The organism is Gimesia panareensis (genome assembly GCF_007748155.1).
In the GTDB taxonomy this organism is placed as follows: Bacteria; Planctomycetota; Planctomycetia; order Planctomycetales; family Planctomycetaceae; genus Gimesia; species Gimesia panareensis.
In genome coordinates this window covers 3,657,501-3,678,205 of the sequence record NZ_CP037421.1, presented here as the reverse complement: position 1 = coordinate 3,678,205, position 20,705 = coordinate 3,657,501, and the positions used below count along the sequence as shown (strand labels likewise).

The following is a 20,705-nucleotide window of genomic DNA, read 5'->3' as shown; positions in this document are numbered from 1 at the left end:
CCACTGACGGGACTGACCTGTGCTTGCTGCCGGATGACATTCGCAAATTGGCTATAGAACTCAGGGAGTGGGGACGTGAGCGAGGATCTCACTGACGATCGATTCACTGGTACGGTCTTCCGCTTCTGCTTCGTAAGTGACCATTACGCGATGGCGTAAGACATCAAGTGCGATCTCTTTGACGTCTTCCGGTTTCACGTACCCGCGACCCGCCAGGAAAGCATTCGCTTTCGCTGCCAGTGTCAGGTTGATCGTGGCCCGGGGTGAGCCCCCGAACTGGATCAGGTCAGACAGGTTTAACCCATAGGCTTCCGGCTTGCGTGTTGCCATGACCAGATCCACGATGTAATTTTCGACTTTCGAATCCACGTAGATCTCATCAATCAATTTGCGTGCATGGATGATTTCATCCGGTGAGGTGACCGGTTCGATCTCGACGTTCGTGGCGGTTTTGCTCATGCGACGCAGGATCTGCAGTTCTTCATCCCGATTCGGATAGTCGACGACCACCTTCAACATGAAGCGGTCACTTTGTGCTTCCGGCAAGGGATAAGTCCCTTCCTGTTCGACGGGATTCTGAGTCGCCAGGATCAGGAACGGCTCTTCGAGGGGAAATGTCTCGCCGCCGATGGTGACCTGTCGCTCCTGCATGGCCTCCAGCAGCGCACTTTGCACTTTTGCCGGGGCGCGGTTGATTTCATCCGCGAGGATCAGGTTTGAAAAGATCGGACCTTTCTGAACCACAAACGATTGATCCTGTGGGCGGTACACCTGCGTTCCAATCAGGTCGGCCGGCAGCAAATCGGGAGTAAACTGTAAACGCTGAAAATCGGTATTGATCGCTTTCGCCAGGCTGGCCACAGCGGTTGTTTTGGCGAGCCCCGGAACACCCTCAATCAGGAGGTGACCGCGTGTCAATAATCCGATCAGCATGCGGTGCACTAATTTCTCCTGGCCCACAAGCACCTGGTTGACTTGTCCCACAATCCGCCGAAACGGTTCGCTGTGAGTATGGATTTCCTCAGTCAAATGCCTGATCCGCTGCTTAAGCTCGGAAGAATTATTGTCAGTGGTGGATGGACTCGTCATGTTCAAACTCCTCAAATCCTGAAAAATGAAAACCTGCCTGTTTGCGGCTGATAAACAAAAAGCATCTTGCATGCCAAAAGTATTGATTTTCTAAACCTTTAGATTTCCCCCGGTTTTGATCAGTTATTTCAATACGAGAACTGCAGAACTCTTTCGATTCTCGCGACAGTCTGCCCCACTGGGGCAAAATGCCCCGACGGAGAAATGTTGTGTTGACGTATCAAACTTTCCGCGAAAAGAGGGGATGTCACCGCCGAGAGCCGTGATGGAGGTGGGGGGCAGGCCAGATCAACTGTTCGGAGGGACGGGGCCTGGGCATCGCGCGACAAGCGGTGCTCGAGAATTCATGCGATCTTGTCCGAAACCTCGCAAAAGGCAGTAGCGATCTTTCGAGCGGCTGAAAGTTCAGATTGAGCCGCGTCGCCACGTATTTATGCGGACACAAAGTGTTTCACTTCGGCTGTGTCTCAGGATTCTGCTGATAATCCTTCAAGACGACTTCCAGCGAGGTGTAGAAGACGTCTTCGCCGAATAACTCGACCAGACCATAATGGCTGTCGGCCCTGACATCGTCCAGGACCTGTACGATCGCCAGACGTGTTCCATTTGCTTTCAAAATTCCATGCAGGGTACGAAGTGTCTCCGCCGCAGAGTAGTCGATATCGTCGACTGCGGAGGCGTCGATGACGAAGCAGCGTAATGGCGGTTGCGCCGTTTTCACGAGACTGGTGACTTCATCAAACAACTGCTGAGAATTGGCGTAATACATGCTGTGTGTAAAGCGGTAAATGAGTACCCCGGGCAATACCTGTTCTGCCTTGTCGATCGGCAGCAGATGCCAGGCGCCTGACTCTGTTGACACGAGTACCGCATTCTTCGGCCGATACCCGTGACGCGTGTGGTCGATCAGCGAGAGCACGATGGCAAGCAGGATTCCCTGTTCCACACCGACGAAGACGACGATCAACGTGGTGATCAGGGCGACCCAGAACTCGGGTCTGCGCTGCTGGAAGATATTGTGCATGCCCTTCACGTCGATCAGTTCGATACCGATCAGAAACACTACGGCTGACAGCACCGTTTCAGGCAAATAAGACAACATCCCAGTGAGAAACCACAAGACCAGTAAAACAACGGTTGTTGTCACCAGAATTGAAAGCTGGCTGCGGCCACCGGCGCTATCGACCATTTGAGTTTTCGTTGGACTGCCGTTAACGACAAAAGTTCCGGAAAGTCCGGCGCCAAGATTGGCCATTGCCAGACCGAGGAGATCGGTGTTGTCACTGACTCGCTCGTTGTATCGCGCGGCATAGGCGCGTGAAGTCGCCGCGCTTTGGGAGAGAATCACTACGAACATCGCAAACGCAGTGGGCACCAGTTTGCTGATCAGTTTCCAACTCCAGTCAACCTGCGGCAGTCCCAGACTGGGTAAGCCACTGGGAATCGTACCGAGAACAGAGACGTGCTCTTTCAGTTCAAACGCCCAACTGGCGATCACAGCACCGATCACCGCGATCAGTGCTCCCGGTATTTTCTTTGAGACCTGTTTCAAGCCGACGATCACTGCGAGTACGATCAGCGTCAGGCACAGCGCGTAGTAATTAACCTGTTCGATTTGCTGCAGGTCATTCCAGATTTTCTGTAATGTGCCGTGCCCGCCCCCCTGCAATCCCAGCATGCCCGAGATCTCACCAAGAGCAACCTGAATGCCGACCCCGGTCAGGAACCCCACCAGCACGGTGCGGGACAGGAAGTCTGCCAGGAATCCTAACCGAATGATCCAGGCAAGCATCAGGAACGCCGCGGACATCAGGGCAAGCACCACTGACAACGCGACATATTCAGCGGAGCCCGTCGTCGCCAGGCCCACCAGGCCAGCGGCGAGAATCGCGGCAGTCGCGGAATCAGCCCCCACCACTAAATGCCTTGATGAGCCGAACAGGGCAAACAGGGCCGTAGGAATGAGCATGGTGTAGAGACCGGTGATCACCGGCGTGCCTGAGATCTTCGTGTAACCCATCACTTCAGGAATTGCCAGCGCGGCCAGCGTGAGGCCTGCCACGATCTCGGAGGGGATCTGCACGCCCTTGATGGGAAGCACGCCCTGCAACAGGGGAAATCCAGAGCGGCGGCCAAGGCCCTCTGTTTTATTCATCAGAGACTCCGATCATTTCCAGACGATGCTCTGGGGGGCATTTTCAGTTCCAGCGAGATTTTTTGAGAGATCGGTCCAAAGGCCAGATCGATGTTTGGAAAGACATCAGATATGAACCGGGATACCTGTCGGGATACCAGCATACCGCCAGCGGGTTAATGGAATCAACGCTGGATCCCCGCATCAGGAACCTGGCTGACAGGTCTGACGAGACCGCCCAGTTTTTCACTTCGTTAAAAGCAGAGACAAGACAACCTTGGTTCTGGTTATCATCAGTGGCAACCACCCGGGAACGAGGGCAGGACACCATCGTACATTATTGAATTGCATCATTGGTCAATCTGAGATGAAAAAGCAAAGGGCTGTCCAGAAATGGACAGCTCTTTGTCTATGGAGGCGTGTGTCGCTCCTGAAGCCAATGATGATTCAAAAAGGAAACCAGGTAAGTCCCCCATGTTTTCGGACTGGAAATTATCGTGGCCCTGGATCCGCCAGCAGTCATGAAAACAGTAGACGATTATGTAATATGACTGGTATCATTCACGGGGACATGTCACTATTGGTCGTAGTTATCATCTGTCCGGGCGAGAGTAGGAAAAAGTTCCTGACACTTTTTTTCCCTGTACACTGCATCAAGAAGCTGAACGCCTCTTGATTGACAACCCCTATATCCTCGAAGCTCAGGATGCGGGTTTCCGAATTGCGTTCAATCGAGGAAGCCGTCTGGGGGCAACAAGTTCAAAGGGCAACTTGCTCCGACCAGACATTCAGATCGGGGTACCTGATGGGCGTTATGACATCCTGGACTGGATCACGGAGGGATCCGCAGGCAAGAAATTCAAATACGGTGATCCAGCGGATGCGCCTTGGCTCATCAACGTAACACTACCCTGGGAGAGCATGATGGCATCGATTCATGATCGTTGGAGTGAGCATCAGCCACTTGACATTCGGGCTTTGCTGCTCAGGTCCGACGAATGCCGCAGCCCTTTTGGTGTCACCGACGAGGGCCTTTGCGACTTTCGAGGCATCCGAATTGATGCTTCGTTCCACAAGATGACCATTCGGCGTGTGGATTTTTCTAGTGCCGTACTGGGGGATGGTCAATTTGTTGGGGCATGCGACGATTGTAAGTTTGTTGAGTTTGTTTGCGATGGCAATCTTGGTCGGGAATTCGTCAACAGCGTATTTCACAAGGCACGTCTGAACAATTCGGTCTTCTACGGGAAGTTCATCAACTGCGACTTCTCCGATGCGAATCTGACCGGCGTCAGAGGACGCCACATCCGGTTTGAGAGATGCACTTTCGAGAACACTAACCTGCGAAAAGCGTCGTTTTAAGAGAAAAAGGGGTCAGGTCTCTTTTGTTTGTCTGCGGTGTCTGTTAGACTTGGTAAATGGCTAGAACCAAGCGAATCTGTCCAGCGGGTGAAGTATTTCATGTTCTCAACCGTTCTGTGGCGCGGCTGACTCTGTTTGAAAAGCCGGAAGACTACGCCGCGTTCATGCGGGTGGTTGAAGAAACGTGGCAGAAGATACCGCTGCCGATCCTGGCGATGTGCGTGATGCCCAATCACTGGCACTTTGTGGTGCGTCCCACGACGGACACTCAGCTGACGGAATTCTTCCAGCGGCTGACGGTGACACACACAATGCGCTGGCACGCCCACTATGCGACCGGTGGCACCGGTCATCTCTATCAGGGACGGTTCAAGTCGTTCCCCATTCAGTCCGATGAGCACCTGCTGACAGTGATCCGCTACGTGGAACGCAACCCGTTACGGGCCAATCTGGTCGCGAAAGCCGAGGAGTGGGAATACGGCTCCGCCTGGGTGCGTCAGCAAAAACGGAAGCTCCCCGAGTGGCTGGAGAAACCGACCGATCCACGGCTCCCGCGCCACTGGCGTTCCCTGGTGAACCGTCCGCAAACCGACGCCGAGCTGGCGGCGGTCAGAAAATGCATCGTCCGGGGCATGCCGTTTGGCGATGACAAGTGGACCAGCAACACCGCCGTCCGGCTGTCTCTGGAGAGCACGACACGTCCCCGTGGTCGTCCCCGGCTGAAAAAAGAGACCTGACCCCTTTTCAAAGTCTCCCTTTTCAAAGTCTCTATTTTATTGGTGGAAAGGATGGTGGATTTGTTGACCTTCTTTCAGACTTTTAAATCGCAGAATGAAAAGGTTGAGAGTGAATGATGAGAATTCGGTGTTTCGGCGATTCAGCTAAGGAACTATCCACAACCGACAAGCTAGTCGATTTGATGCGGCGGATTGAAAATGGTGAAGTAGAACGTCCTGAGATTGAAGTGGTAGGTGGAGAGGGGCAAGTCGAAAAAATAATCCACATCGGGGCCTTGTTCCGAGAAGGCAGTGGCGAGTGTGTTGGTTGGCTTGTCTCCACCAGAGAAAATGCGTCGAGGAGAAACTATGCCTATTGCGTGAATTCAGAGACGCCTATGCCCCAGTATTTGAATGTTTTGTTTTGCGGCTCACCCGAAGCTGTCGATCAGTCAGCAGTCCTCCGTGTTGACCAAGTAGCCGATTTGGTTCCAAAACTCATAGACGGCAATTCCACGCAGTCATATTCGCGCAAAAGGCTCACCGAGATCATGGCGTAGCCCGTGGCTCCCGATGCGAGCAGTTCCGCTTATTTCGAGGTTTTGAGCGACGTGGCTTGCCGGACGATGCGTTTCAGGGTTGTGTTAGAAGATGCTTTTCGAGGCTTTAGGGGAAAGGACAGCAAGGCTCATTTTACCTTCGGCTTCTGCATCACGATCTTCGCAGGCTGTGCCGGTTTGAAGGGTTGCAGCTTGGCCGGTTGAGCAGGCTTCCACGGCTTGAACACCGGCACGCCTGATATCTAAAAAATTCAATAATGGTTTAAACGCAAATTAAACTCAGCTTGACCAATTATTTTTGTTATTTGAATCGTATCCATGTCTGATCTCACTCGAAAACTAGCCATCTTCACTTGCTTCCTCTTCACCAGTTTCTGCTTCTGGAAAGCGGGAACTGGACTGATCGGGGGTGCGGATACGGAGCTACTGCCCTCGGCCCAGGCGGCTTTCATTCCTTCCGTCTCACCGCCGCGGGTGGTGACGACACCGATTCAACATTGCTCGTTTCAAATTTACCCGGTGTGAATTCGGGTTTCTCCCTCTGTCTCTGGAAACAGTTCCTGTTCAGGTTAACGATTTTCAGCTACGGCGTTGCGTTTCCTTTTCATACAATGACGCGTCTGGATGCAGTCGGTGAGTGGTTGATCACATCGGAGGAATATGATTCCTGTGAGAGTCTGAGCTGCAGGCAACGTTGTCAGGCGTGCCGCCCTAATTTTTGACAGGGTTGGTTTCTGCTTTTGACCTGGTCTGTTTCTCTGTTCGTTTCCGGCTTGCTGTGCTCGGACCGAGTTGCATTCGGGCGGCCCCTTTGTTTCTGGTTGTGCATTTGAAGGTTGATCATGCTGGTTTTGTATTTTGTGAAATGGCACCGGGGGGGCAAGACAAAATTTTGTCCAAAAGTGGCCAGATTGTGTCCGGTTTTTGTCCTGATTGTGTCCATTTCTGGCCTGATTTTGTCCCAATGTGACCTGACCAGAGGGAGCACGTTTTCGCACGGGTTCGAATTGTTTCAGTGGAGACACAGTGAAAATCGACGATGGTTCAGGTGCCGCTGTGCCACTGGTTCGTCGTGTTCCAGTGTTCGCCCCCCGCCTCGCGCGCGAGCCAGATCTGGAGCAGGATACGATTCGGCGAGAACGGTTCAAGTTCAATGTTTTCAGTTCTGGAGACAGAAGCGAACTGAACAGCGGGAAGGGGAGGTCGTTGTAGAATTGAGAGGAGGGAGATGGGGCGACCAATAAAAAACGGCTGCTCACAAAAGTGTCAGCAGCCGTTAAGGGGAGACGGCGGGTTTCCAGAATGTAAGTCGTAACCACTGGAAAATAAGTGGTATGAGAAGAGTGTGTTTCTCTAATGGGACCTCTTCTGGGCTGTCATATTTTCGCTGTCGATGCCATTGGGAATCGTATCACTCAGCAATTCGGTTTGGCGAATTCTCGCATCACGCGATGTTACTTAGCAGCACCACCGGGCGTTTTGGAGTGCGCATTCTGCGGGAAGTCGAAGGTCAACACAAGTGGTTCGTTTCCTGTGTTTTCGATTTCCACACCGCCGTTATTAAGTGCGGCCTGAGTGATGAATCCAATCTCGGGGTAGAGCTCGCCCAGCTTCATATCCTGGTGATATCGCACGTTGAGCTTTCCAACACGGCCGCTTCCACCATTCGTGTGGAACAGCGCGGGACTCTCCGGGCAGAAATTCGTCTTGGCGCCAGGCTCAATAATGAGACGGAGAATGGAGCACTTCTGATCGCCGAGGAAATCGCCGTAAACAATCCACTTGGCGTCTACTCCGTCGCCTGTGAATTCTTCGGCGGTGATTGCCGGGCGTGAATTCTTCAGAACGAATTCCGGATCCTGATTCGCTGCGAAGTCGAACTTTTCAACCAGGTACTCCCAGTCTTCGTGTCGATCCCTGGGATAGTCTTGTTCCCTGCAGGCATAAAACGCGTCCGCTGCTCCAATACGTCCGTCAAGCGTAAGGTCCTCAGCGAGGAAGTGCTCATCCATCGTGACATGCAGCTCGTGTGTGCAAAGATCCGTCGGCGAGTGAAGCACACCGTTGGGCATCACGAAGCCGTTATCAATATGCATCATCGTGTGTGGGGACAAATGACGAACCCCGTTATAATCGCCCTTACCGAAACTCTTCATACAGGAAAGAAACTGATCCTTCGTTATGAACGGGTACAGTCCCATTGCTGTGGTGTGATAATGTGACGGACAGACTCCAGGGTTGTCGTAAGAATTGATGTCATAGACTTCCCACTTTGCCCAATGAAGATGGTGTGGAATCGGATTCAGATTATCAAACTTCTTGGACACAATCGGCCAGGTCGGGTCGCCGTACAGCGATTTCGAGAAAGCCGTGATCTTCTCACCCATGACCGCTTCTGGATTAGCGAGGATCAAATCCTGCAGCGAGATGACTTGTCCGTTCGGAGTGAGTACGTGCGATTCACCTTCGCGAAAAGGGGCCTTATTCGTGCGTGTGTCGATGACCCCTGTCACGATGGGAACGGTGCAACACATCCAGATTTCATCGAGGCCCGTACCGTTCATGTAGTCCGGGTAGTACGACTGCGCATCCAGGCGAAGGCGTTTCCCTGGCGTACAAAATGTCCGGCCAGCGTAACGATGGAGTAATTGCAATACCCCGTCGGAACTGTTAAGGCAATCATCGAGAATCGTATCCGATCCTCCGCTGGTTCCGTCGATGACATCTTGTTGGGGGTACTCGTGCAGTTTATCCGCGAGAATTGACGTCGAGGCAGTCATGTGTAATACACCTTATTAAATCTTGAGAAGCGAGCTGGTTCCAAAGAATGTTCTGGAGTGATGATACTGCGAAAAAGAGTTTCCGTAGCAATTCTGCTTATCATAATCAGAAAAAGACGCGGGATCTAATCCCGCGTCCATAAAATCAGCAAACTCTTTTATAACAAATGGTTACAATAGGAAAACTGGAAGCGGCGGGTTTTCAGAATGGAAGTGGTAAACACCTGAAAACAAGTGATTTACAGAAGAGCTGTTTCTCTACTTGGACCTGTTTAATGCTTAAGAGTCTCGAAAATCAAGGAAATGGCTGTAAATCAAAGAACTGCAGACAGTCAAGAGCAGATACAAGGGGCAACTCAGTTCATTGAACATGGTGTTGTTTTTTGTGGGACGGCGCGCGGGGAGGCTGGTGGGGTCAGAAGTATTATTTCAGTTTCTACAGCCAGTTAACCGTATTGTCTGCAGCGACATTCCAGACAATTTTGTGCGGGTTTTTGACACTCTCGTACTGAGATATGCCGATGAGACACCCACAGAAGACGCGTTGCAGAATGTGACTGTCCTTAAGTATATATGGTGTGTTCTTGGGGAGAACGAATTTCTCCTTTCCGGCAGCTTTTTATAAATAAACATAGATGTGTTGAAATAATTTCACTAGGCTGTATATGTGCTATTTTATACAGTCAGGGGCCGCTCGATGTTATTTCCTCACTGGTTAGAATTACTGTTTTTAAATTTCAATTGGAGAACGTCTCCCTTTCGCACCCGGTCTCTGAAGAGTTTAGGTAAAAGATCGCCACAAGGTCGTCAGAAAAGCACAATAAACAGTTCGACCGAGAAGCTGGAAAACCGGCAGCTGTTATCGGGACAAACTATTGAAATCCAGGGAAGTGCAGCTGATGATCAATATCAGTTGCAGCTGAATGACGATGGAGTCACCCTGGAGCTGTGGAATCAGGAAGGGCTGCTCTTATCGCGTCCTGTCTCTGAGATTTCTGAGCTAAATATTCATGCCGGTTCCGGCAATGATTCTCTGACCATCGATTTCAGTAATGGCTTTCCTTTTCCGGCCTCAAATCTGCATTTTGATGCGGGAGAAGATGGCGGAGAGATTGTCCTTACTCAGCAGGATCCGGGAAAAAAGTTTTCGGATGTGATCCATTCCCTGTCTGGCATCGATTCGGGGATGGTTTCAATTGACGGACTCTTATTCAGTTACTCGCATGCCACTTCGATCAAAGATGATTTGAATACCTCAGCGCGGACCATTCGTTATTCCGGTTCGAATCAGACGTTCACGCTTTCTGCAGTTGATTCTCCATGGGATGGTTTTACTCGATTTGCTACCAGTTCAGGCGCTGCAATCGACTTCAATAATTCTGCTGAGTCAATGCTGTTAACTGCGGTACCCGGGGGGGAATCAAATTCATTTCTGCTGCAGGGGCTTTCCGACGAGTTTGCAGCAGATTTGAACATTTCCGGAAATGAAAATGATCGTTTTGAACTACTGTCTCAAAACCTGCAGCTGGAACAAACGAGTCTTCAGGTCTCCACGGGAACGATCGTTGTTAATGGTGCTGTTTCCGGTGACAGTGGCGGGATTCTTCTGGAAGCTGTACACAATCTGATCCTGAAACAAGGGAGCAGATTATCGACAGTTGACGGTGATCTTAAGTTAAGGGCAAACCTGCGGAATCAGGGGCAGGGCGACTGGGTCGGGATTCAGGGAGTGGGGACCCTGATCGAATCTTCCGGTAGCGGTAACATTGTGATTAATGGCAGGGGCAGTAATGGTGTCATGGCTGGTGGATCCGGGGCGGACGGACACCGGGGAATTCATTTTTCAGCAGGAAGCACCATTCAGTCAACCGGCACAGGAAATCAGGCGGGTAGGATTACGCTGGTCGGATTTGGCGGTGAAGGTATTGATTCTAATGGTGGGGTGGTCCTGTCGGATACGAAAATTCTCTCCCAGGATGGAAATGTCTCTGTTTGGGGACAGGGCGGAGGCAGCTTGGCGGGGGGATATAATGACGGGATCTTCATGAACCGGAGTTCTATCATTTCAAGCGGGACTGGAGCAGATGCTGCCAGCATTGCTCTGGTCGGGAATGGTGGGACAGGAAAGAGAAACAGCACTGGAGTGACGCTCATCGGCAGTCTGCTTGCTGGCAGTGATTATGGAATCCAGAGCGTCGACGGGAATATCTTTGTTAAAGGGAGCGGAGGTGGCGATGCTGAATCTCGGGGAAACATGGGGATCATCCAGAGGAATTTCAAAATTCAGTCGACGGGAACGGGAGCCAGTGCCGGTGCAATTACGGTCATTGGAACTGGAGGAAAGGGAGTTGGTCAGAATTATGGATTGAATCTTTACAGTTTTCTCGATTCTCCTGGAGCCACAAGCATTACCAGTGTTGATGGAGATATTCTTCTTTCTGGACGCGCGGGAGAGCATACCAGCCTGGGAATTAATATGGGTCTTGCGAATGTTTCCTCTACCGGGACTGGAGACGAGGCAGGTGGGATTCATATTGATTCACAGGGAACTTATTTCCTCAGGGAATCAGCATATCTGGAGTCGGCTCTCAGTGACATTCAGATTGCTGTGAATCAGCAGTCGGGTACGGACTCTGGTGACCTGTGGATGACCGGTGACGCATTTATTAATTCCGGTCTGGGTAATATGGTTCTGGATATTTATCGAGACATACTTCTCTCCCGGTTGATCTCGAACAAGGGCGTCAATGTTTTTTCCCAGACCGGTTCGATCTATGACAATGACGATTTCAATCTGGATGTAAATGCGATCGATGCGTTCTTGGCTGCTTTCGGATCAGTTGGTACGGAGCAGAATCCTCTGGAAGTAAGCATTGAAAATTTCGATGACTCAATGTCACCTTACATTCGAAATTCGAACTACAGCAAAATTATCGATACTGATTCTCCGGGCTTTCGCAAGACCGGCTCCTGGGAAACACTATCGACTGAACGGGGGGAGACGCACTCATTCAGAACACATTCGAATCCTGCAGAAGCGGAGCCGAATACTGCTGTCTGGAATTTTGATAATTTGCTGCCAGGAACATACCGGATCTCCGGTCACTGGGATCCGGCAGCGAATCTGGCTGCTGATGCGAAATTATCTATTTCAGGTGGTATGAACGGCGAGCTGCCGCAGCGAATCGATCAGCGCCGGTTGAATGCTGATCTCACAGACGCCGGCAGGGACTGGCAGGATCTGGGCTTTGTTACCGTGGGAGATAATGGGTCGATTCAAGTCAGCCTGTCAGATGAGGGGGCAGCCCGGTCGATTACTGCAGATGCGATGCGAATCGAGGAAGTCGATAGCGTACTTTCTACGACTGATGTGTCTGTCAGTGAGGCAGAGGGAGAAGCGACGATCACGGTTACTTCCTGGAATGCCGTGGGAACTCCTTTTACTGTCGACTATGCGACTGCTGACGAATCTGCTTTAGCTCAGTCTGATTACGGGATCTCAAGCGGTACTTTGTATTTTTCAGGTAACAGAGATGGTGAATCGCAGACGATCACTATCCCGCTGAGCAATGATGACGATCTGGAGCTCACAGAACAGTTTCGGGTTAATTTGAGTAATGTGCTCTCAGAAAAAAATATTGCGATTGAACAGAAATACGCGAACGTGATGATCACGAATGATGATCCCATCACGGTTGATGAAGACGCCGGCAAACAATGGATTTCTCTGACTGATTTGGGAGAGGCAATCAATGCTTCTGAAGTCGCAGCGCTGACGGTCAGCACCGATCACCCGGAAATGTTTGCTGAACTTCAACTTATTCATGATTCCCAGACTCCGGCGGTCGTTCTGGAATTTGAAACTGTTGCGAATGTTTCGGGAAATGCGGGCATCGTTGTAACGGTAGAGGATCTCTCCGGCAGACAGACGGTTCATTACCTGCCTGTTGTTGTGAATGAAGTCAACGATGCGCCCTTCGCCGTCGATGACTCTTTTTCAGTCAGTGAAGATGGAGTGCTGAATGCAGGAAATGTGCTTCTGGGGAACGGTGGCGCAGCCGACAGCGACGTGGAAAACCAGGTCCTGACCGTGACCGGTCTGGCAGGCGGAAACGTCGGAGATACTCTGACTTTACCGTCGGGGGCCCTGTTGACGATTCAGGCTGGCTGGTTATTCACCTATGATCCAAACGGTCGATTTGACTCTCTGCCAGAAGGCGAAACGGGAACAGATCAATTTACCTACACAATCATGGATTCACTGGGGGCCACGGATACCGCGACGGTCACCATCTCTATCCTCGGTCAAAATGATTCGCCGACTGTCGAATATGCTCTGGAAATCACAGCGAGTGAAGATGACTCAATCAAAGTTGTGGACCTGTTGGCCGGTGTGCAGGATGTCGATCAGAACGACGTTCTGAATGTCAGTGATCTGGAATTGAAATCCGGTGACGGCGGTGGCATAAGTCCGTCGGGTAATTCTCTGGAAATCGATGCCAGTTACTATGGGTACCTGAACCCGAATGAATCAGCGGTGATTTCGTATGGCTACCAGATCAACGACGGTTTTGGCGGCACGGTCAGCCAGTCTGTGGAAATTACGGTCAGTGGCGCCAATGATGCTCCAACCGTGGATGCCTCCATCAGGGTTACACTGAGTGAAGATGACTCTGTGAAAGTCGTCGATCTGTTGACCGGGGCGTCTGATGCAGACCAGCATGACAGCCTGAGTGTAAGTGACCTGACGCTGAAATCCGGTGATGCCGGTGGCGTAAGCCTGTCGGGGGATTCTCTGGAGATCGATGCCAGCTACTATGAGTACCTGAACCCGGATGAGACAGCGGTGATTTCGTATGACTACCAGATCGACGATGGATTTGGTGGCACGGTTAACCAGTCTGTGGAAATCACGGTCAGCGGTGTCAATGATGCTCCAACCGTGGCTGCCGCGATCGAGGTGGCACTGAGCGAAGATGATCCTGTGAAAGTGGTCGATCTGCTGAGTGGGGCGTCTGATGCAGACCAGCATGACAGTCTGAGTGTGAGTGACCTGACGCTGAAATCCGGTGATGGCGGTGGTGTGAGCCTGTCGGGAGATTCCCTGGAGATCGATGCCAGTTACTATGGTTACCTGAATCCGAATGAGTCGGCCGTGATCATTTACGAGTATCAGGTCAACGATGGTTTTGGTGGCACGGTCAATCAGTCTGTGGAAATTACGGTCAGTGGCGCCAATGATGCACCAACCGTGGACGCAGCCATCAAGGTGGCGCTGAGTGAAGATGATGCTGTCAAAGTAGTAAGTCTGTTATCTGGTGCTCAGGATGCAGATCAGCATGACAGCCTGAGTGTAAGTGACCTGACGCTGGTATCCGGCGATGCCGGTGGTGTGAGCCTGTCGGGGGATTCTCTGGAGATCGATGCCAGCTACTATGGGTACCTGAACCCGGATGAGACAGCGGTGATTTCGTATGACTACCAGATCAATGATGGTTTTGGCGGCACGGTCAGCCAGTCTGTGATAATCACGGTCAGTGGTGCCAATGATGTGCCATCAGTGAATGCCGACCTCAAGGTGGCACTGAGCGAAGATGACGCAGTCAAAGTTGTGAATCTGTTGAGCGGTGCTCAGGATGTGGATCTCCATGACAGTCTGAGTGTGAGTGACCTGTCACTGGTCTCCGGCGATGCTGGTGGTGTGAGCCTGTCGGGAAATTCCCTCGAGATCGATGCCAGTTACTATGGTTACCTGAATCCGAATGAATCGGCCGTGATCGATTACATGTATCAGGTCAATGATGGTTTTGGTGGCACGGTTAACCAGTCTGTGAAAATCACGGTCAGTGGCGCCAATGATGTACCATCAGTGAATGCCGACCTCAAGGTGTCTTTGGGTGAAGATGATCCCGTGAAAGTCGTCGATCTGCTGACTGGGGTCTCTGATGTGGATCAGCACGACAGCCTGAATGTGAGTGACCTGACGCTGGTGTCGGGCGATGCTGGTGGTATGAGCCTGTCGGGGAATTCCCTCGAAATCGACACGAGTTACTATAGTTACCTGAACCCAAATGAATCTGTGGTGATTTCGTATGTTTACGAGATCAACGATGGTTTTGGTGGAACAGTCAGTCAGTCTGTGGAAATTACGGTCAGCGGTGCCAATGATGTGCCGACTGTGGATGCTGCCCTCGTGGTTTCGTTGACTGAAGACGATGCGGTCAAAGTTGTGGACCTGTTGGCCGGTGTCCAGGATGTGGATCAAAATGATACCCTGAACCTGGGGGCGCTGACGCTGGTCTCCGGCGATGCTGGTGGCGTCAGTCAATCGGGTAACTCCCTGGTGATCGATCCTGCCAGCTATAATTACCTTGCTAAGAATGAATCGATCGAGATTCGTTATGACTTCCAGGTCGCTGATGATTTTGGGGGAATCGTCACTCAGTCCGTTCTGATTGATATGACAGGGGTCAATGATCCGCCTGAGTTGGCGGTGGTTACCTACCCGGTTCCAGTTGATGCAGTAGCGGGCACGATTGCAGCCGTTGTTTCCGGGGCTGATGTTGATTCTGGCGCCAGCGTATCTTACTTCATGGATGATGATTATTTTGGAGTCGATTCTGATACTGGAATTATCAGACTGAAACAGAATCCCGGCTGGGAAGTCAATACAGACTATCAGATGGAAGTGATCGTTAAGGACCAGGACGGAGGTATGACTACCAGTCCGGTCACGGTGTCTTTCGTTGAACCTGATGGTCTGACGGTGGATGAGGGAGTCATCAATCAGACTCAACAGGCAGGATCAATCTCGAATCTGCAGGATCAGACAGCAGCACTCCAACAGATCAGTGATCAACTGACAGGGCGGATTCAGTTCGAGCAAAACGTACTTGATTTGCTGAATGTTAAACTGGTGAATGCTGAAGATGTCTTTCATCGACAGGCACAGCAGAATGGTGATCCATCTCTGGAAATTTATCCGAAAGTGGAAGTAAAGCCTGTGCGGCTCCAGCCCCGAATCATTGTGGACTACCAGGATGTTCCACCTGGACTGGCTGTGCGACTGGACGGCACGGATTATCCACTGCCCGTCGATGGTAATCAGATTACGATTGAAGATTTGCCCTATACACCTCAAACGACGATCTTTGATGTTCAACTGGTCCGAATTGAAGATGGTGCGGTGTTCGGCAGTCTTTATTCAGTGAAGCTGGCCGGTGGAGGGGTTCAAAAGACGGTTGGGACCCCAGGTCAGACAAACTTCCCGGAACTGGCATTCGTACCGGAGTTACCCGCTGAATTACATGTGACTGATGAGCAGGTGAGTGTCGCCAGAGCAGATTATCTGCAGGCGCAGATCGAAATACCTGCACACGAGGCAATTCTGCAATGGTTAAATTCTACTGTGCAGAGAATCCAGTCGGAAATGGCAGGCCTCTCCAGTCTAGTTTCCGGATTGCAGGAAGAGGTGAACAGCCCCGCCACAGAACTGAATCAGGCGGTGGTTGACGAGCGACTGGCCCGCGAACGACTGCAGACAGCAGATCATGTGGTAAGCGTCCTGACCCGGCGGGTTTCTGATTTGCAGCAGTATTCGCAGAATTTGCTTGAGGTATTGGAGCAGCGCGAAAGTGCTGTGACTGCTGCCCTGGATCAGCTCACGGATCTGCAAACACAGCAGGCAGAATTGCAGGATCTCCCGCAGACACTGGATCTGATTACTTCACAGCATGCGCAGGTGAGCCAGATTATTGACGCGATTCATCTCGATATTGCGAGTGTGCGGGATACGCTGGTCGGTCTGATTGATGATTTCGATGAAACGACTGACAGTTTATCCGACCAGGAATTTCTCGAGGCTGCTCAAACGGCACTTGATGAGGCAATACAGTCAGTTGCAGTGATTGATGAGGAATATCAGCACGAACAGGGAGTCCTGGCATCGCTGGAGAGCGAACGTGATGTGAAACAGGATCAGTTCGATGCAGCGAATGCGGTGACTTCATCTGCCCGCTCAAGCTGGGAATCGGCCCAGGCACTGTTAGCTCAGCGGCGACAGGAAAGGGAAGATGCTATTCAGCTAGTCAATGATCTTGTTGATCAATGGTACCGCGATGTATATCCTTACTTGACTAGAGGGGGCTCCTACACTACTTGGGGGGAATACCAGGATGCAAATACAGCACAACAGCAGGCTTCTGAGCGCTATGAAGAGGCAATCGGAATCGAGATTGATGCTCGACGAGCTTATGAAGCCACATTACCTGCGTATAATACGGCACTGAGTGAACTCAATCAGGCACAGCAACTAGTCGATGATCAGCAGCAGGTGATCGACTCTCTGGAAGGTCCTCGGTCCGCTGCTCATTCACATCTTGATCAAATGACTTCAGCGGTCCAGCGATTACAGAGTCTGCTGACTGCCTTGGATTCCGAATCCAGTACTCATGCAGAATTAGCCGATCAAATATCCGATCTGACTCAGCGTTTATCGATACGCGTGCAAACAGAAAACAGTCTCACTGAGCAGATTGCGCAACTGGAATCTGGTACTGCCCTGGATGAACTTCCTGCTCTGCAAACTGTTCGCGAGGATGCTTCGCGGATCTGGGACCGGGTCGCAGCCGAGCTTGAAACAGCACGTGAATCGCTGCAGCGGGCAGAAACCATTCGGGCTGAGCTGACTGAGGCGTGGCGCAGGGAAAGGGCATCACTGTTCCAGGATGCACAGAGCTTATCTGCTGCGAATGATGAAACGTTAACTGAACAGGGACGCCTGTACGTAGAATCGATTGACGCTGATTCGATGATGATTCGTTTTCGTGCAGGCGCCGGCCGACATACGATTTCTCTAGAAGTGGTTTCATAACTTATTAAGTAATGTGAACACGCACGCGAGTTGTGCGAATCCTAAAAACAAATGACTGTATCGTTCATACCGTATTACCAGACGACGAAAGTTGAACAGCCAACTGAAGGTGCGTTCGACTTTCCAGCGGCGTCGATATCGTCGCAGAGCACGCCCATCTTGCGTCGCTGGTTTCACACGGTTCTTGCGATGCGGACAGACCAGTTCTATCTGCCGTTCTGCCAGCTCTGTGCGCAGGGGATCGCTGTCGGCCGCACGATCATAAATCAGGCGATCGGGGTCACGTGGCAAAACGCGCTGGTCCAGCAGGGATTCAATCAGCTTCACCTCTGCCGGAGAGGCACTGGAACGATCCAGAGCGAGAGGGAGTCCGTTTCCGTCGACCAGCAGCATAAGCTTGGTTCCCTTTCCCCGTTTTGTCTTTCCGACATCGGCGCCCCTTTTTTTGCGGGGCAGAATGTGCCATCCCCGAATGCTTCCGACCAGACTACCAGCTTCCGTCGGTCGAAATGTTCGAGCAATCGCTGCCATGCTTCCAGGAAGACACCGTCTTCGGTCCATTCCTTGAAACGACGCCAGCAAGTGCTGGGAGATGGTAAAAATGTTGGTAAATCTTTCCATCGGGCACCGGTCCTTAATACCCAAAGGATTCCTTCGAGACACTCGCGGGGAGCCACTCTGGGCCGCCCTCCGGCTGCGTTTGCCGGTGGTTCTGGAAACAGATCTTTGATCAGAAGCCATTGCTCGTCCGAGAGTTGTGGTTTTGGTTCCGTCCTGGACCCGGTAATGTTGCGACCTGTGGCAGGTCGTGACACGCGGGTCATGGTCATAATGAGACCTCCTTTCTGGGGAGGTACTCCTACAAATACTATACCAAACTGTTCACGTAATTTAGGGTTTTGAAACTACCTCTAGGAAATCTGGCCAGTGTCGAAATTGATTTGCCGGCTGAGACTGAGTTTTATCGCGTCTCGCTACCTGTGGGTATCAATGCACTCAGCAGCCTGGACGATGAGAACCCCTATGGATTGACTTATTTTGAACTGACACTGACCGATGCAGAAGGGAATGTTAACGATCGAACATTCATCAATACAAGTCCCGACCGTCTGAAGACTCAGCTCCCCTGGGATGCCATTCTGCCCTCCGTGCAATTACTGGCATTTGATGGTGCCACGGCGCTGGTTCTATTTACGACACCGTCTGACTCAACCCGTATTGAAGTCAGTTCCGGCGGGGCGCTTTCTTTTGCTGAGTATGACCTGCCTGGAGGAACCGAATTTCAGATCGCCGAGGTGACAGTCAAACCGGATCATTCAGGAAATTTCGGGCTCGGTCTGAAAGATCGTGCTACCGGATTTACGCAGGCCGGTGTTTCCGTTACCTGGAATGCATCAACCAGGGAACTCTCTGCTGATGAGTCATACTTCTGGAATGAAGAATCCTATCTGGACCTGCTGCCCCTGGCTGCTGAAGCATCGATTGCAGACTCAATTGCATCAGTCTTTCAAGCCGAATCCTGGACCCAAGCCGTGGATGAAGCGATCGCTTCTTTCGAATCTACGATTGATTCTGTGAGCCTGAGCAATTCCTCGTTGTGGCAACCACAGCGGGATGAGCTCTTCGTGCATTCTGTTTATTATGTGGAACGTGATGAGTATGTGCTTGATCTGGAAAGCAAAAATCCTGAATGGTTTCCGGAGGACAGGGATGCCTATATCGATCAGCTCTGGGAGCAGGGCGGGAAAGCCTTCCCCCGGGGACATTATGAGGACGACTTTCTCTATCAGCAGAATCAGATTCGGAATGATTATCACGAACAATATAACAGTTACTGGAATGGTGTGGGGGAATTACTGCAACGGGCAGTCGAAGCAGTCGTTTCTATCCGGCAGGGCGAGCCCGAGTCGACCGTGATTGCATCACTCCAGGATCAACTGGATCGTACCGGTTTCCCGGACTATATCGGAAAACCTGGGATGACAGAACTGTTACGGGAAGCCAATCGTCTGTTCCATGAAGAACGCGGGTTTCTCACTAAATGGCAGCAGGAAGATCAGAAACTGACTGACCGGGGCAGCCCGGTCAAAACGGATTCGGTCGCTACCGATGAGTGGAATAAGTCTAGACTGGAAGCGTTCAAACATAATCGAGTTGCGATCCTGGAGTCTGCTGAACTTTATGGTGATGATCAGGGAGGGACGACGCTGGAGCAGAGGCTGGATAACTATGCTACGTCCCATCCTGTCGAATTTCTGCAATGGTCGGGAATCGAAAAGAATCCTGATCTGTCAGCCCAGAAACAGGTTCAGAGCTTGCTGGATCAGGGTGACTATGCGTTTCAGCTGTTGACCGATCCGGATTACGGTGGATCGGACCTGTCAGACGAAGAGATAGTACAAAGTGAAAGTGCCCGACGGAGACTTGCGCGTATTAATACCCGAGTTGAACAACTGATCCTGGATTCCTCCGATCCAAGAATCGAGGCTCTGCGGGCTGCTCGTGAAGCAGGACTTGTATCTGAGAATATTCTGATCCATGTGTTTAAGGTAGCAGTAGATAATCCGGTAATGAACACTGCCGAGATTCGGGCTGCTGTTTCCGAGGAACTGGATCAGGAACAGGTTCGGGCAGAAGCAGCGGACCCACAGGAGGAACCAGAGGCAGAACCGTCACCCAACCATGTCGTGGATTATTTCCCCACCCGTGAGACAGCAAATGACATCGGCGTACTGGGAATTACTCCTCGGACATTCCAGGGATCTGTCGGAAATGGTCAGCGTAATGATTATTACACATTCATCATGGGTGATGATGGTGTTCTGACTGTCTGGTTGAAGTCAGATGATGCAAGTGTCAATTTTGAATTAACTGATGAAGAGGGGAATGTCATTGCGAGGATGACTACACAGCCAGATTCTGTGTTCAAATGGTCGAAAAGCATTGAGATTGGTGAACGTTACTATGCAAGAATCTATCGACGTGATGGTGATTCTGCTTATACTCTGACAATGGTTGATCCTAGTACGACGCCAGATAAAGACGTTGTATTTTCAGACTTTAATTACGAAATGGCAAAACTGGCTTCGTATGCCTATCTGGATCCCGGAAGTGACTAGAGGTAGTTTCAAAACCCTAAATTACGTGAACAGTTTGGTATAGTATTTGTAGGAGTACCTCCCCAGAAAGGAG

At 51.2% G+C, this 20,705-nt stretch carries 9 protein-coding genes; 5 read left to right on the top strand and 4 right to left on the bottom strand.

All coding sequences use genetic code 11. The annotated features are described in order from the left end of the window. Window positions 1–60: 60 nt before the first annotated feature. The gene (locus Enr10x_RS13860; protein WP_145106756.1) at window positions 61–1,089 is read right to left on the bottom strand and encodes an AAA family ATPase; all 1,029 of its coding nucleotides are present in this window, start codon (window positions 1,087–1,089) and stop codon (window positions 61–63) included. Between the two features lie 451 nt (window positions 1,090–1,540). Further along, window positions 1,541–3,244: a SulP family inorganic anion transporter gene (locus tag Enr10x_RS13855; protein WP_145106758.1), complete on the bottom strand. Its 1,704-nt coding sequence runs from the start codon at window positions 3,242–3,244 to the stop codon at window positions 1,541–1,543. Between the two features lie 651 nt (window positions 3,245–3,895). Between Enr10x_RS13855 and Enr10x_RS13850 the strand changes: the two genes are divergently transcribed. The 3 genes from Enr10x_RS13850 to Enr10x_RS13840 all read left to right on the top strand — a co-directional run bounded on the left by Enr10x_RS13850 (window position 3,896) and on the right by Enr10x_RS13840 (window position 5,861). Next, window positions 3,896–4,585: a pentapeptide repeat-containing protein gene (locus Enr10x_RS13850; RefSeq protein WP_145450017.1), complete on the top strand. Its 690-nt coding sequence runs from the start codon at window positions 3,896–3,898 to the stop codon at window positions 4,583–4,585. A 56-nt stretch (window positions 4,586–4,641) separates the two neighbouring features. After that, a complete protein-coding gene (locus tag Enr10x_RS13845) occupies window positions 4,642–5,322 on the top strand; it encodes a transposase (RefSeq protein ID WP_145450015.1) in 681 nt (226 codons plus the stop codon). Between the two features lie 113 nt (window positions 5,323–5,435). Beyond that, entirely contained in the window at window positions 5,436–5,861 is a 426-nt protein-coding gene (locus Enr10x_RS13840) for a hypothetical protein (RefSeq protein ID WP_145450012.1), read from the top strand. Window positions 5,862–7,315: 1,454 nt separating this feature from the next. On the opposite strand, the gene Enr10x_RS13830 is transcribed toward Enr10x_RS13840, so the two are convergent. After that, window positions 7,316–8,641, bottom strand: coding sequence for a hypothetical protein (locus Enr10x_RS13830; RefSeq protein ID WP_145450006.1), 1,326 nt, complete (start codon window positions 8,639–8,641; stop codon window positions 7,316–7,318). Window positions 8,642–9,554: 913 nt separating this feature from the next. On the opposite strand from Enr10x_RS13830, the gene Enr10x_RS13825 reads away from it, so the two are divergent. Then, entirely contained in the window at window positions 9,555–17,513 is a 7,959-nt protein-coding gene (locus Enr10x_RS13825; protein ID WP_197997606.1) for an Ig-like domain-containing protein, read from the top strand. On the opposite strand, the gene Enr10x_RS13820 is transcribed toward Enr10x_RS13825, so the two are convergent. Beyond that, window positions 17,508–18,337 (bottom strand): IS5 family transposase gene (locus Enr10x_RS13820; RefSeq protein WP_390621347.1). Its coding sequence is split into 2 segments (ribosomal slippage): window positions 17,508–17,947 and window positions 17,947–18,337, totalling 831 coding nucleotides; the frame shifts between segments, so codons are not numbered across the junction. The genes Enr10x_RS13825 and Enr10x_RS13820 overlap by 6 nt on opposite strands. A 75-nt stretch (window positions 18,338–18,412) precedes the next feature. Here Enr10x_RS13820 and Enr10x_RS13815 point away from each other — a divergent pair. Then, entirely contained in the window at window positions 18,413–20,632 is a 2,220-nt protein-coding gene (locus Enr10x_RS13815; RefSeq protein WP_145449998.1) for a hypothetical protein, read from the top strand. Window positions 20,633–20,705 lie beyond the last annotated feature (73 nt).

Excerpts from the sequence above, each read along its gene's own strand:
- Enr10x_RS13860 (WP_145106756.1), bottom strand. The coding sequence starts at position 1,089 with ATGACGAGTCCATCCACCACTGACAATAATTCTTCCGAGCTTAAGCAG.
- Enr10x_RS13855 (WP_145106758.1), bottom strand. The coding sequence starts at position 3,244 with ATGAATAAAACAGAGGGCCTTGGCCGCCGCTCTGGATTTCCCCTGTTG.
- Enr10x_RS13845 (WP_145450015.1), top strand. The coding sequence starts at position 4,642 with ATGGCTAGAACCAAGCGAATCTGTCCAGCGGGTGAAGTATTTCATGTT.
- Enr10x_RS13840 (WP_145450012.1), top strand. The coding sequence starts at position 5,436 with ATGATGAGAATTCGGTGTTTCGGCGATTCAGCTAAGGAACTATCCACA.
- Enr10x_RS13830 (WP_145450006.1), bottom strand. The coding sequence starts at position 8,641 with ATGACTGCCTCGACGTCAATTCTCGCGGATAAACTGCACGAGTACCCC.